This is a genomic window from Mycobacterium sp. 23 (assembly GCF_048287075.1).
GTDB lineage: Bacteria > Actinomycetota > Actinomycetes > Mycobacteriales > Mycobacteriaceae > Mycobacterium > Mycobacterium gordonae_B.
Genome location: NZ_JBLVUX010000005.1, coordinates 77430 through 90267, shown reverse-complemented (window position 1 = coordinate 90267; position 12838 = coordinate 77430). Strand labels below are relative to the sequence as shown.

14 protein-coding genes and 1 pseudogene are annotated in these 12838 nt (G+C 65.2%); 1 reads left to right on the top strand and 14 read right to left on the bottom strand.

Translation table 11 applies throughout. The features are described 5' to 3' along the window. The first annotated feature begins 42 nt into the window (after positions 1–42). The gene (locus ACNQS7_RS01760; RefSeq protein ID WP_418011173.1) at positions 43–705 is read left to right on the top strand and encodes a PAS and ANTAR domain-containing protein; all 663 of its coding nucleotides are present in this window, start codon (positions 43–45) and stop codon (positions 703–705) included. Here ACNQS7_RS01760 and ACNQS7_RS01755 read toward each other — a convergent pair. The 14 genes and pseudogenes from ACNQS7_RS01755 to ACNQS7_RS01690 form a co-directional block, all read right to left on the bottom strand. Then, a complete protein-coding gene (locus ACNQS7_RS01755; protein ID WP_055580927.1) occupies positions 702–890 on the bottom strand; it encodes a hypothetical protein in 189 nt (62 codons plus the stop codon). The two genes, ACNQS7_RS01760 and ACNQS7_RS01755, sit on opposite strands and share 4 nt — an antisense overlap. Before the next feature lie 39 nt (positions 891–929). Continuing rightward, positions 930–1826, bottom strand: a complete 897-nt coding sequence (locus ACNQS7_RS01750) for a universal stress protein (RefSeq protein WP_418011172.1) — start codon at positions 1824–1826, stop codon at positions 930–932. 16 nt (positions 1827–1842) lie between these two features. Further along, positions 1843–2187 carry a ferredoxin gene (gene fdxA / locus ACNQS7_RS01745; protein ID WP_418011171.1) on the bottom strand — a complete coding sequence of 115 codons (345 nt, stop codon included), beginning with the start codon at positions 2185–2187 and terminating at the stop codon, positions 1843–1845. An 80-nt stretch (positions 2188–2267) separates the two neighbouring features. Then, on the bottom strand, positions 2268–3149 hold the full coding sequence (locus ACNQS7_RS01740) for a universal stress protein (protein WP_418011170.1): 882 nt from the start codon (positions 3147–3149) through the stop codon (positions 2268–2270). 163 nt (positions 3150–3312) lie between these two features. Further along, positions 3313–4856: pseudogene (locus ACNQS7_RS01735) on the bottom strand (DUF222 domain-containing protein). Between the two features lie 320 nt (positions 4857–5176). Further along, entirely contained in the window at positions 5177–5443 is a 267-nt protein-coding gene (locus ACNQS7_RS01730; RefSeq protein WP_418011169.1) for a hypothetical protein, read from the bottom strand. Further along, on the bottom strand, positions 5440–6060 hold the full coding sequence (locus tag ACNQS7_RS01725; protein WP_418011168.1) for an RNA polymerase sigma factor: 621 nt from the start codon (positions 6058–6060) through the stop codon (positions 5440–5442). The genes ACNQS7_RS01730 and ACNQS7_RS01725 overlap by 4 nt, the downstream gene beginning before the upstream one ends. Next, positions 6051–7118 (bottom strand): acyl-CoA dehydrogenase, encoded by a 1068-nt coding sequence (locus ACNQS7_RS01720; protein WP_418011167.1) that lies wholly within the window; start codon positions 7116–7118, stop codon positions 6051–6053. The genes ACNQS7_RS01725 and ACNQS7_RS01720 overlap by 10 nt, the downstream gene beginning before the upstream one ends. Before the next feature lie 10 nt (positions 7119–7128). Continuing rightward, positions 7129–7653 (bottom strand): OsmC family protein, encoded by a 525-nt coding sequence (locus tag ACNQS7_RS01715; protein WP_418011166.1) that lies wholly within the window; start codon positions 7651–7653, stop codon positions 7129–7131. 72 nt (positions 7654–7725) lie between these two features. Further along, positions 7726–8562: a DUF3097 domain-containing protein gene (locus tag ACNQS7_RS01710; RefSeq protein WP_418011165.1), complete on the bottom strand. Its 837-nt coding sequence runs from the start codon at positions 8560–8562 to the stop codon at positions 7726–7728. A gap of 75 nt (positions 8563–8637) precedes the next feature. After that, the gene (locus tag ACNQS7_RS01705; protein WP_418011164.1) at positions 8638–9708 is read right to left on the bottom strand and encodes an ABC transporter ATP-binding protein; all 1071 of its coding nucleotides are present in this window, start codon (positions 9706–9708) and stop codon (positions 8638–8640) included. A 4-nt stretch (positions 9709–9712) separates the two neighbouring features. Next, positions 9713–10543, bottom strand: a complete 831-nt coding sequence (locus tag ACNQS7_RS01700) for a carbohydrate ABC transporter permease (protein WP_418011163.1) — start codon at positions 10541–10543, stop codon at positions 9713–9715. Continuing rightward, a complete protein-coding gene (locus ACNQS7_RS01695) occupies positions 10530–11462 on the bottom strand; it encodes a carbohydrate ABC transporter permease (RefSeq protein WP_055580939.1) in 933 nt (310 codons plus the stop codon). Before ACNQS7_RS01695 ends, ACNQS7_RS01700 begins: the two co-directional genes overlap by 14 nt. Further along, positions 11459–12769: an ABC transporter substrate-binding protein gene (locus ACNQS7_RS01690; protein ID WP_418011162.1), complete on the bottom strand. Its 1311-nt coding sequence runs from the start codon at positions 12767–12769 to the stop codon at positions 11459–11461. The genes ACNQS7_RS01695 and ACNQS7_RS01690 overlap by 4 nt, the downstream gene beginning before the upstream one ends. Between the last annotated feature and the right edge of the window lie 69 nt (positions 12770–12838).

Genomic DNA, 12838 nt, shown 5'->3' with positions numbered 1-12838 from the left:
CCGCGGTAAGCAACGGGACCTACCCGAGGAGGCCGATGCACGATGAACTGGGATCTCGACGGCCAGACGGCCGCCGTCGAAGAAGCCCTGGCCGGCGGTGCTCCGCAACGGGTGGGATCGTTTCGGTTCTATTTCGCCGATCAGCGTTGGGAGTGGTCTGAGCAGGTCGAGAAGATGCACGGGTATGAGCCCGGCAGCGTCACACCGACCACCGAACTGGTGCTGACGCACAAGCATCCCGATGACCGCGGTCAGGTCGCCGCAACGATCGACGACATCCTGCACACCCACAAGGCCTTCAGCACTCGTCACCGCATCGTCGACACCGCTGGGCGGGTGCACCACGTGGTGGTGGTCGGCGACCGCATCGTCGACGATCACGGATCCGTCATCGGGACACACGGCTTCTACGTGGACGTGTCGGCCACACCCGATCAGGACGCGGTCACCGAACGTCTGGCCGAGATCGCCGAAAACCGCGCTGGGATCGAGCAGGCCAAAGGCATGCTGATGCTGGTTTACGACATCGACGGCGACGCCGCCTTCAAGCTTTTGAAGTGGTTGTCCCAGGAGTCCAACGTCAAGCTGCGGCCGCTGGCCGAACAGATAACCGAGGATTTCCGCGCCGTGCGGCACGCCGTTGCAGCGCAGCCGGAGTTCGACCAGTTATTGCTGACGGCGCATACCCGGGTGACCGGGCGCTAGTTCGACGTACCCTCGGTGTCGTCGAAGAACGCCCAGTCCCCGTCGGCGTTCACTTCCATGCGCCAACCGAGCTCGGAGTTGTCGGCACGGGAGTCGACGAACCATGCGTGCGCATCCTCGGCGCTTTCAATCTCTTTGGTGGCAACGACTTCGCCCCGTGGGTCGATAACTCTGTATTCAGCCATGGGTCCTGGGTTTCCCCGACGGCCGTTTTTCAACCCCCGCTAGGCGCGAGCGACGATCACCGGCATCCGGACCGAGTGGACGATCGCGTTGCTGACCGAGCCGAGCAGCATGCCGGACAGGGCGCCCCGACCGTGGCTGCCCACCACGACGAGCTGCGCGGACTCGGATCGCCCGACGAGCTGCCGTGCCGGGCGGTCACAGACCACCACGCGGCAGACCTTGACGTCGGGATAGGTTTCCTGCCAACCCGCCAAGCGCTCGGCGAGGGTGATCTCGGCTTCCGCTTTCACCTTGTCCCAGTCCAAACCGGGCAGCTCAACAACTTCCAGGTCGCTCCACGCGTGCAGTGCGATGAGCTCCACACCGCGGCGCGAGGCCTCGTCGAACGCCACTGCGGTGGCGGCCTCGGACGCTGGTGAGCCGTCGATGCCCAGCAGCACGGGAGCCCGTAACGGGTGGGGCATCAACGGGTCCTCGTCGTGGACGATTGCCACCGGGCAGTCCGCGTGCCGTACCACGCTGGCACTGACGGACCCGAGCAGCAGCCGCGCCACCGCTCCCCTACCGGCTGAGCCCAGCACCAGAATGGCTGCGTCCTTGGACATCTCGATCATCGCGGACACCGGAGTGGAATGCACCAGCTCAGTCTTGATGGTCAGTTTGCGGTCGGTCAACACCGCCTCCTCGGCGATCTTCACCGCCTCGGCGACGACCTTGCGTCCCTCGTCTTCCTGCCATACCGCCCAGGTCTCCGGGAACGGCATCGGCGGCCAGGTAGCCACGTCCGTATTCACCACGTGAGCGACCGTCAGTGGGAGGTGCTTCATTTCGGCGTCCCGGGCCGCCCAGACGACGGCAGCGTTGGAGGCCGGTGATCCGTCCACGCCGACTAGGATGCCCAGGTTCTTGTCGGCTCCTGTTGCTGCTGAAGTCATTTCGCCCTACCTCCGGTCAGGAGCAGTTTGCCGGCATTGCCGCGATCAGCGGGGTGTCGACGCCGATTCGCCCGAGAGCGCTTGCGCCGCCCGGGGTTCCCAGCGGCGCGTCCCGGCCCGGGAGTTTCTGCTGGAAGAAGGCGGCGTTCTCGTCGAGGAACTGCAGTTCGTCCTCCGGGAGATCGCCTTCCCAGTGGATGGCGTCAACGCGACATGCCGGTTTGCATGCGCCGCAGTCGACGCACTCTTCCGGGTTGATGTACATCGTTCGGTCGCCCTCATAAATGCAGTCAACGGGGCATTCCTGCACGCAAGACTTTTCAGCCAGGTCCAGGCATTCCTTGCCGATCACATAGGTCATGCGTCCACGCTATAAAGCGTGCGCCACCGTTAGCGTCGGTCGAAAGCCACTTTCCGGCAGGGACCAAAGGCCCTTGTCGCCTACGAACGCACCACGATCACCGGGACTGTGGCCGAATGGACGACCGCGGAGCTGACCGAACCCAGCAGCATGCCGGGGAACCCCCCGCGACCCCGACTTCCGACGACCACCAATTGCGCCTGATCGGACGCCTCGAGTAGCCATTTCGCGGGCGTGTCACACACCAGCGACCGCTGCACGTGCACATCCGGGTATTGCTCCTGCCAGCCGGCCAGGCGTTCAGCGAGCACCTCTTGTCCCTGGTTTTCCCGGTCCTGCCAGTCCATCCCGAGTACCGGAAACACTCCGACGTCACTCCAGGCATGCAAAGCGATGAGGTCGACACCTCGCCGCGAGGCCTCGTCGAACGCCCAGGCCGTGGCGGCTTCCGATGCGGGTGACCCGTCGATACCTACGACCACCGCTTTACCGGCGTCGGGGACGGTGTCCTCTCCCGAACGGATGACGGCTACCGGGCAATGAGCGTGCTGGACGAGTGCCGAGCTGACCGAGCCCAACAGCAGGCGGCCCAGCGCGCCGATCCCCTGGCTTCCCACGACCACCAGCTGCGCCTGCTTTGACGCTTCGATGAGTGTGGAAACCGCGTTGGCATAAGCCAATTCGGTGCGCACCTCGGGAGCATCGGAGCCCTCGGCACTTTCCGACGCCTTTTTGCGGGCGTGCGCAAGGACGCTGTCCGCGATGTCTTGCTGCCAGTCCGGCATGTCTTTGTACAGTTGCCCGACCGGCCAGCCGACCACGATCGGGGCGACAACATGCAGCAGGGTGAGCGGCACCCGGTGCAGAGCGGCCTCGTGGGTTGCCCAGGTTATCGCCGCATCAGATTCCTCTGAGCCGTCGACCGCCACCAGGATTCCGTATTTTGTTGGTTCCGCTGACATTCCATGCTCCTTGCCGTTGCAGACCTCATCCTACGAGTCGTTACGTCGTCGGTGTAGAGGTCTAAAGACTCTACGTTTTGGGTTGGGCATCGCGTGTCGCAGGGCGCCGCCGTATGAGATCTAGCTGGTAATACACTGGCGCACAATGTGTTTGGTTGATCCACTAGAACGGCGGCGGGTCTTCGGGCGAGGGTGGGCGCTGGGGTTGGGGGGCCTGGGCGGTCGTTTCGGGCTTGGTGAGTTCTGCGAGGTTGTGGGCCCGTTCGGCGTTGATGCGGGCTTGGCGGGCTTGGGCGCGGGTGCGGGTGCGGGTAGGCATCATCAGAGTGCGGGATTGACACTGCGGTGGTGTGGGGCTGGCCGGCAGAGGTACGTCGGGTCCACTGAGGGTGGGATAGAGCAGTCGGCTGCCGGGACGAGTGGTGTAGGTATGGCCGGTGGGCGCCGTCCAGATGATGGTGCCGTCAGGTAGTTGGCGGTCGCGCCAGCCGCGGAGGCCGCCCCAGAATGTTTTGAGCAGGTGGTGTTTTCGACACAGGCAGCGCAGGTTGGCCCGGTGAGTGGGCCCGAACGGGTAGGCGATCGCATGATCGATGTCGCAGAAGTCGGCGGGGCAATCGCATCCCGGGAAGCGGCAGGTCATGTCGCGGGCGCGGATGAAGCGGGCCAGCGCCGCACTGGGCCGGTAACCCGGGGTGGGCTCGGGGCAGTAGTCGAGGTCGGCAGTGCGGGCTCCGGCGGCGATGAGCGCGGCCAATTGGGCGGCCGGGATGGTGTGTCCGCCCAGGATCTGGGCTGGGGGTAGGCAGATAGCCGGCGGGTCGGGGTCGGGCAGCTCGCGCAGCGGGTCCGCGGGGTCCACCCGCCGGGGCTCTTCCCCGTTGAGGCAGTTATCCGGTGGGGCGTCAACGGTGGCGGGCTCAGCGATCACGTGGATAACCACCGCACTGGCGCGAGCATCAGGAACCCGAGCGGCGCAGCCGGGGTCCGGGCATTGGCAGGCCAGGTGAATCCCGCCGGCGGCCAGGGCACCCAGGGCGTCGGCGCGGCGCTGAGCGACCGTCCGCGGATCTGCGTCACATACCCGGCGCGCATCTCGGAAAGCCGGCGATCGAGCACCGCGGCATCGGTGCCCAGCAGCGTGCCCCACAACTGGGCGGTGCCAGAGCCGTCCTCGGCGGGAGTGATGACCACGTCGCGGGAGCGTGCGCCGGTCCGGGCACGCCGCACCGCGGCGGGGTCGTAGCGCTCGATCAGGGCATCGATGGCGCGGGCGGTTTTGGGCTGCGACAGCGCCCCATAGCGAAGGGCGTCGTTGGCCAGCAGGGCGTCGACCACCCGCATGACGGCGGGGTCCTGGATCAACTCGGTGTGCCAGATGATCGTGGTGACCAGCCGCAAACTCAGCCTGCCCTGGGCGAACAGAGCTGAAACCGCGGGCAGGCGCTGGCGCAGGGCCACCGCCTGATACATCTGATGCGACGCCAGGTTGTGGCTGATATTCAGCGCCGCCGCGACCTGAGCGGCGATGGCGTCCCAGTTGTCGCACGACCAGCGTCCGCGGTCGGTGGCGCCCACCGCGTGGCGAACGACCAGCTCGGCGATCGCGGAAAATCGGCGTGCCGCGGCCACAGCCTCATCGCGGGTGGCCGCAGCCACGAACGCCACCACCGCTGCGTCGTCAGCCTGTGCCACATCGTCGAACATACTTTCGAATTCTAGTCGCCGGCATCGACGCCCGCCGCACGGAAAGGCCGACCTGTGGACAAAGCATCAACTGTGGATGAAGGCAGCGTCGTCACCATCACGGTCCAGCTTGGGTGCAGACGGCAAGTCCCCCGAGGAATGTTGTAACGCCCATCGGCGGCCGCCGCTTTGCAGTTCGCATAAGGCGGGTCCGCTTGGGCCGTGGGCGCGCCGACGGTCACGCCGAAGCCGGCTCCGAGCACACCCAGAGCGGCCACGACGGCGCCGAGCTCTACGGGCAGGATTGCGTGAAATCTTCGTTTACTGACCCAGTTTTCGACTCATGCCTCACCGTCGCGAAACGTCGTGACCGCATCGATCACCCCGGAAATCTGGCCCTCGCTGAGTTTTTCGCCATCGAAGACGTGGTTCAGCAGAACCTTCAGGTCGAGCATCTGCTGCAGGTACACCAGGCATGGCGGGCAGTCTTCGAGGTGTTTGGCCACGATCGCTCCCCACTGCTCTGGGTCGGACTCGACGAGTTCGTCCACCAGCCGGACAAACTCGACGCAGTCGATGGCGGGAACGGTGTTGTCGTAGACGGTCATTGTCGATACCGCCTTTCCAATTGATTTCGCAGGTTTCCCCGGGCGCGGTACAACAACGCCCGCTGTGCGTCCGGGGAGAGTTCCAGAACCTCTGAGGCTTCTTCCGACGACATGCCGATGAGATCGCGCAGGATGATCAGTTGTCGCTGCCGTGCCGGCAGCGCGTCCAGGGCGGCGCGCACGTAGCCCACCAATTCGCTTGCCACGGTGTGGTCTTCCGGGAGGAATCGCTGCGACGGCGGCACACTCCAGTGCCCGGCATCCGGGTGGCCGGGCGGATGCATCCGTCCTGCCAGCGGGTCGGCGTCTCCGGTGGCCAACACTTCGTGTTCGCGAATCCGCGACTCGCGGCTCCGGTGGCGCGAAGCCGTGTTCTTGACGATCCCGAACAGCCAGGTCGCCACCGAGGATCGGCCCTCGAAAGCCGCGGAGGACCTGAGCACCTGTACCCACGCCTCCTGTACTGCCTCCTCGGCCATCGCCGGTGAATTCACCATCGTGCGAGCGAAATTCACCATCGGAAGGTGGTAGTCGCGGACCAACGCGGCCAACGGAACCCCACCAACCAGGTGCTCGGGCTCCGCACCCTCGAACGACGCCAATGGCGTCAAGCGCATCCGCCTAATTCCCAACGCAATTGGGCTTCCGACGGCGACTGCACTGGGATGAACGCCGCCTCACGGTAACGGCGGCTGGCCGGCGTCTTGCTCGCGTATCCCTTGCCGCCGGCAGTGCGAACTTCCAATGCGGCGCTGGCGCTGGCGATCTCGGCCGCAGTCAGCCGCAGCGACAGCAACTCCTTCTTAGCGGGCGGCTGCTGTCCCCCGACCGCGCCGGCCAGACGCGCCAACGTGGTTTGCGCCCAGACCAGCCGCTCCGCGATCTTGTCGACCTCAGCAGCGAAAACCGAGTTCACACCGGAGAGTCCAGCCCTGGCCTGATTCACTGTCGTCTCGGCCAGGCCGACGCACATGGCCGATTGCAACACAAGGAAAGTGGGCCGGACCGCACCGAGAAAGCCTTCGAAGTCGGTGGACAACACCTGCCCGTCGGGGACGAAAACGTCCTTCAATTCCAGATAGGACGAAGCCGTGCTGTCCATCGCCAACAATTTGAAGTGATCACCCACAGTGACCCCGGGGCTACTCAAGGGCAGTGTCACGATCACCTTCGCGCCGTCTTCGGTAGCGGCCGCAGTGACCAGCAACGAATCGTCGTACAGGTTGGACGCCCACCGGATCGGACCGCTGATCTTGTAGCCGCCCGGTGCCGGGGAAGCGGTCAATTCCAATTGACCGCAACCGGCCAACGTTTTGAAGGCGGCCGCCATCCCGGTCACCCCCAACGACGTCCCGGCCGCTAGCGGCTCCGCCGCTGCGAGACTGAAAGGTGTTGCGGCGGTGAGCAGATACTCCAAAGCCATACGATTCGCCCAGACCGCGAAGCCGGTGCTCATGCACTCCCCGGAAATCAGCCTGATCACGTCAGCCATCTCGGCGAGTCGGCCGTCTGCGTTGCCGGGGGCGCCGACACCCAACAAACCCGCGGCCCCCAGACCGGGGAAGCTACGGCGGGCCGTGGCCTCGCCGCGGTCCAAAGCACCGGCGTGGGCACGAATATCTGTTATCAGCTCCGAATCGAGCAAGCCGATCACGGCATCGGTCGTCGTGGTCATCTTGTCCTGCCTAGCCGATCGACAGTGCGGAGTCGACAGTTACAGGACGCGTGAATGTATTGACCACCGGCGACCATGCGACAGCGTTGTCGTGGATTTCTTTCAGCGTCGCGTCGTCGGCGTCACCGGCCAGAGCCACCTTGCACCGCACGGCGGTGAAACCGAGGACCTTTCCGTCCGGGGTGTCGCCCACGCCCCACACCGCCGAGATGTCGATATCGCCTTCCATCTCGACCTCGATCTTCGTCAGGGTCACGCCGCGATGGGTGGCGTTGGCCAGCAAGCCGACCGAAATGCACGATCCCAGGGCGGCCAGGCAGGTCTCAGAAGGGTTGGGCGCCGAGTCGTCACCCAGCAGCGCCGGCGGCTCGCCGACCAGCATCGGTGCAAGATCACGCACATAGGTCATGTTGCGGAAGCCGGACTCACACACGGTCTTGGCCTTGACGGTCTTCTTGCCCGTGGCGGGGTCGGCCTTGGCGTTACAAGACAGCCGGTCCAGGCCCTGAGCGTCGATGACGAGCGCGTCGGTCATGCACTTCCTCCATTTCTCCGAAGATTCGGTCAAGGAGTTAGTGCGACTGCGCCGACAAACGTGACGGTGACCTCAGTCACACGGTTGAGTGACGAAGTCGATCAGTTCCTCCACTCTGCCGATCAGCGCGGGTTCCAGGTCGTTCCAGTCGCGTACCTTCGACCGGATCCGGCGCCACGCCGTGGCGATGTCGGTCTGGTTGGCGTGCGGCCAGCCGAGGGCAGCGCAGATGCCGTGCTTCCATTCGATGTGCCGCGGCACCGTCGGCCAGGCTTGCAGGCCGAGCCGCTGTGGCTTGACGGCCTGCCAGATGTCCACATAGGGATGCCCGACGACGAGGGTGTCCGCTCCTCCGGGCCCCTTGCGCACCGCCTCGGCGATGCGCGACTCTTTCGATCCGGGAACCAGGTGGTCGACCAGCACCCCGAGCCGGCATCCCGGTCCGGGCCGGAACTCGTCGACGATCCCTACCAGGTCGTCGACTCCGCCGAGATGCTCGACCACGACGCCCTCGATCTTCAGGTCGTCACCCCAGACCTGGGCGATCAGCTCGGCGTCGTGGCGGCCTTCCACATAGATCCGTCCGGCGCGGGCGACCCTGGCCCGGGCACCGGGCACGGCGACCGATCCCGACGCCGTGCGTGCCGGGGCAGCAGGCCCCGATCGGCGCGGCGGGGTGAGGATCACCGGCTGACCGTCGATCAGATAGCCGGGTCCCAGCGGGAACGGACGGGTCTTGCCGTGCCGGTCTTCCAGCTCGACGCGCCCATATCCGACGCGGACCACCGCACCCACGTAACCGGTCTGCGCGTCCTCGACGACCATCCCCAGCTCTACCGGGTGCTCTACCGAACGAGGCTTGCGCCGCCCGCCGCCGGCCAGGACATCGGTTCCATAGCGATCAACCACCCGGCCATACTAGGGAGCCGGCACCCGGATCAGCTGCGCGGCGCGCCGCTGACAACGCACGAAATTGGTTGTCCATCAGGATATTCGGTGGCCATCGACACTGAAGAAATGCAGGTGCCCGGGCTGTGGATGCAAGTGTACCCGGCTGCCCTTCCCGGGCGGGTCGTTGCCGTCCGTCCGCGCGATGATGGGCTTGCTGATCACCGTGTCGGCTCCGGTGATTCGGCCGTACAGGTAGGCGTCGGCGCCCAACTCCTCAACCACGTCGACCTCCATCTCGACGCCGACACTGCCCAGTTCGAAGTGTTCGGGTCGAACCCCGACGACGATTTCCGCAGCAGTACCGGCGATCTCACGTGGCACCGGGATGTCCCAATCACCCAGCGAGACAGCGGAATCGACGACCGGAAGGGTGAACAGGTTCATGGCCGGCGACCCGATGAATCCCGCGACGAACACATTGCCGGGGTTGCGGTAGAGCTCCCGTGGCGTCGCACACTGTTGCAGCAGTCCGTCCCGCAGTACCGCGACGCGGTCCCCCATAGTCATCGCCTCGACCTGATCGTGGGTGACGTAGACCGTGGTGGTGCCCAGTTGGCGCTGCAGTGCCGCTATCTGGTTGCGGGTCTGTACCCGCAGTTTGGCATCCAGGTTGGACAGGGGTTCGTCCATCAGGAAGACCTGCGGGCGACGCACGATCGCCCGTCCCATCGCCACCCGCTGCCGTTGCCCACCGGAGAGATCTTTGGGCTTGCGTTCGAGATACTGCTCCAGATCGAGCATGCGCGCCGCCGCCAACACCCGTTCGCGGATCTCGGTTTTCGGTGTCTTGGCCACTTTCAGCGCGAAGCCCATGTTCTGCGCCACTGTCATGTGCGGATACAGGGCATAGTTCTGGAAGACCATCGCGACGTCGCGATCCTTGGGATCGAGGTTGGTGACATCACGGTCGCCGATCCGGATGCGCCCGGAGTCCAGCGTTTCCAGCCCCGCCAGCATCCGCAGCGACGTCGTCTTCCCGCACCCGGACGGTCCTACCAGGACCATGAACTCGCCGTCGCCGACCACGAGGTCCAGGCTCTCCAGAGCGGCCCGATCGCTGCCCGGGTAGCGTCGTGTGGCCCGCTCGAAACTCACCGAAGCCATTGCGCTAGCCGCCCATCCCGGTCACGGCGATGCCGCGGACGAACGACCGCTGGGCGAAGGCATAGATGACGACCAACGGCAGCAGGATCAGGATCGAGGTCGCCATCAGCACCGGCCAGCGGGCGACGTATTCGCCGCGCAACCGGACCAGACCCAGCGTAAGGGTGGCCAGGCTGTTGCGCTGGATCATCAACAGCGGCCACAGGAAATCGTTCCAAACACTGACCCAGGTCAGCACGGCGAGCACCATCACCGCCGGCCTGGCATGCGGCAGCAGAATGCGCCAGTAGATCTGCCACGGCGAGCATCCGTCGAGAATCGCCGCCTCCTCGAGATCGGTCGGCAGGGTGCGGAAGAACTGCCGCATCAGGTAGGTGCCGAACGCGCTGCCGAACAAACCCGGCACGATCATAGCCCAGGGCGTGTCCACCCATCCCACGGTTCGCATCACGATGAACTGCGGGATCACCGTCACCGTCAGGGGCACCATCAAGGTGCCCAGATACAACAGGAACAAGGTATCGCGGCCACGAAAATCCAAGCGCGCGAACGCATATCCGGCCAGTGAGCAGAACATCACCTGGCCGGCCGTGACGCATCCGGCATACAGCACGGTGTTGAAGAACATCCGCCAGAACGGCATGAGGTCGAACACGGTGGTGTAGTTGGACCACCGCGGGCTGGACGGCAACAACCGCGGTTCGCTGATCTCGCCCTCCTTCTTCAGCGATCCGGAGATCGCCCACAGGATGGGGAACAAGGCGCACCAGGCGACGAACACCAGCGCTGCGTACGACGCGGCGGCGCGGAAGACGGCGCGCTTACCCGAGACCACGGGAGGACTCCCAGGTACGGCGGCGGGTGATACGCAGCTGCAGCACCGTCAACACCAGCAGGATGGCGAACATCACCCACGCCAGCGCGGAGGCGTAACCGAATTCCAGGAACGAGAAGGCGTGCTGGAAAAGCATGATACCCAGCACGTAGGTGCCGGTTTCGGGTCCGCCGTTGGCGCCGGTCAGCACGTAGACGAGATCGAAAGACTGGAACGCGTGGATGATCGAGATGACCACCACGAACGACATCGCACTACGGACCAGCGGCACCGTGATGGACATGAACTGCCTAATCTCGCCAGCACCGTCTATTCGGGCCGCCTCGTACACCGTTTCCGGGATGCCCTGCATCGCCGCCAGCAGGATCACCGTGGCGAACGGGACGCTGCGCCACACGCTGACCATGCACAACGACACCATGGCCCAATGGGGTTCGACCAGCCACGGTATCGGGCCGATTCCGACCCAGCCGAGCATGATGTTGAGCAACCCGTTGTCGGTGTTGAACACGAATTGCCACACCACCGCCATCACGACCGACGAAATCGCCAGCGGCAGGAAGACGATCGTGCGAAAGACGCCGATCCCCTTCACTTTCCGGTTGAGCACACCGGCTACGACGAGGCTGATCAGCACGGTGGGCAGCACGGTCCCGACCGTGTAGATCACCGTGTTGCGCATGGCGATCAGAAACAGTGGGTCGGAGGTGAACAGCTGATTGAAATTGGCCAGACCGACGAACTTGGCCGGGGTGAACACGTCCCATTTCTGCACGCTCATGTACAGCGAAAAGCCCAGCGGGAACAGCATGAACAGCAACACCGCGGCCAGGTTGGGTGCGACGAAAAGCCTTCCGGCCCAGGCTCGTCGGCGCCACGGGCGGGTCGGGGACGGGGCGGGTGCGGATACTGCGCTCATGGATTCCGCAGCACCTCGTCGATCGAATGCGACAACCCGGACAGTGAGGTCGCCGGCCGCGCGCCGCGCAGTACCGGTCCGAAGCTGCGATCCATCAGGGCGACCACCTTCTCCCAGGCCGGCGTGATCGGCAGGCCTTCCGACACCGCCGGCCCGTCGGTGAGCACCGCGAGGTTACCGACCCTGCGGTGCGCCGCGGCGAATCCGGGTGAGGTGATTGCGGATCTCAGCACCGGCACGAACAGTCGGGATTCGCCGATCAGGGCCTGGCCGACGGGTCCGCAGGCGAACTTGAGGAACTCCCACGCCTGCTCCTTGCGTTTGCTGGTCGCCGCGATTCCAAGGCCCGTAACACCGATGTTCGAGCAGGCGGTATGACCGCGGGGGCCGAGCGGCAGCGGCGCAACGTCGAAGTCCAGGCCTTCGGCCCGGTCGAAAGTCTGGTAGCGCCAGTGCCCGCCCAATGCGATGGCGGCCCGGTTCACCGAGAAGAGGTCGGCGTTGGACATGGATTGCTGGTCGGAGGCGCCGGGTGAGACCTTGTGCTTGTTGATCAGGTCGGCGTAGAACTGCACGGCCTCGACGAAGGCGTCGTCGTCGAAGTTCAGGTGGGTCGGATTGGTTCGCGGAGACGACCAGCGCACGCCGTTGTTCATCGCGAACAGACCGGCCGAGTAGAACGACACCCAGGCATTGACGAATCCCCACTGCGTGACCCGCCCCGACGCCTCGCGCCGGGTGAGAGCCCGCGCCGCATCCAGGAATTCGGTGAAACTCCAACTCTGCTGCCAGGTGCCCGGCGGCGGACGCACCCCGGCCGCCTCGAACATGGCCTTGTTGTAGAAGAGGTAGTTTCCCGACCACTGCTCCGGAAAGGCGTACTGCCCGCCGTTATAGGTGAACGTCCGATACAGCGCGTCGATGCTGTCCGCGTTGAGTTGTGCGGCAAACACCTGTTCGCGGGCCAACATCGGATTGAGGTCCAGCAACACGCCGCGGTCAGCGAGTTCGGCGTAGGTGAGCTCCCATGTCATGAGGACGTCCGGACACTTGCCGCCCGCGCAGAACGTCGACAGCTGCTGCATCACGCCGGGTCCCGACAGCAGCGCGCGGACTTTGATGTCGGGGTGCCGGCGCTGGAATTCGTTGACGACCCTCATCCGTGGGCGGATCTCGTCCGGATTTGCGGCGAAGAAAAAGGTCAGCGCGTCGTCGTCGTCAGAACCGCAAGCTGCAGCCCACGGTGTCAGCGCTAGCACCCCGGCGCCCCGCAGCAGGCTGCGCCGTCCAAACGGCCTGTCGATCATCGTGCTCCCGGAACCAACCCGTTGCCACCCTCCCGAGTGTCTGATGTTCTTCATAGCCGACAGTCCTGT

What these genes read in the sequence shown, in the direction of transcription:
- ACNQS7_RS01760 (WP_418011173.1), top strand. Translation starts at nt 43, where the DNA reads ATGAACTGGGATCTCGACGGCCAGACGGCCGCCGTCGAAGAAGCCCTG.
- ACNQS7_RS01755 (WP_055580927.1), bottom strand. Translation starts at nt 890, where the DNA reads ATGGCTGAATACAGAGTTATCGACCCACGGGGCGAAGTCGTTGCCACC.
- ACNQS7_RS01750 (WP_418011172.1), bottom strand. Translation starts at nt 1,826, where the DNA reads ATGACTTCAGCAGCAACAGGAGCCGACAAGAACCTGGGCATCCTAGTC.
- fdxA (WP_418011171.1), bottom strand. Translation starts at nt 2,187, where the DNA reads ATGACCTATGTGATCGGCAAGGAATGCCTGGACCTGGCTGAAAAGTCT.
- ACNQS7_RS01740 (WP_418011170.1), bottom strand. Translation starts at nt 3,149, where the DNA reads ATGTCAGCGGAACCAACAAAATACGGAATCCTGGTGGCGGTCGACGGC.
- ACNQS7_RS01730 (WP_418011169.1), bottom strand. Translation starts at nt 5,443, where the DNA reads ATGACCGTCTACGACAACACCGTTCCCGCCATCGACTGCGTCGAGTTT.
- ACNQS7_RS01725 (WP_418011168.1), bottom strand. Translation starts at nt 6,060, where the DNA reads ATGCGCTTGACGCCATTGGCGTCGTTCGAGGGTGCGGAGCCCGAGCAC.
- ACNQS7_RS01720 (WP_418011167.1), bottom strand. Translation starts at nt 7,118, where the DNA reads ATGACCACGACGACCGATGCCGTGATCGGCTTGCTCGATTCGGAGCTG.
- ACNQS7_RS01715 (WP_418011166.1), bottom strand. Translation starts at nt 7,653, where the DNA reads ATGACCGACGCGCTCGTCATCGACGCTCAGGGCCTGGACCGGCTGTCT.
- ACNQS7_RS01705 (WP_418011164.1), bottom strand. Translation starts at nt 9,708, where the DNA reads ATGGCTTCGGTGAGTTTCGAGCGGGCCACACGACGCTACCCGGGCAGC.
- ACNQS7_RS01695 (WP_055580939.1), bottom strand. Translation starts at nt 11,462, where the DNA reads ATGAGCGCAGTATCCGCACCCGCCCCGTCCCCGACCCGCCCGTGGCGC.
- ACNQS7_RS01690 (WP_418011162.1), bottom strand. Translation starts at nt 12,769, where the DNA reads ATGATCGACAGGCCGTTTGGACGGCGCAGCCTGCTGCGGGGCGCCGGG.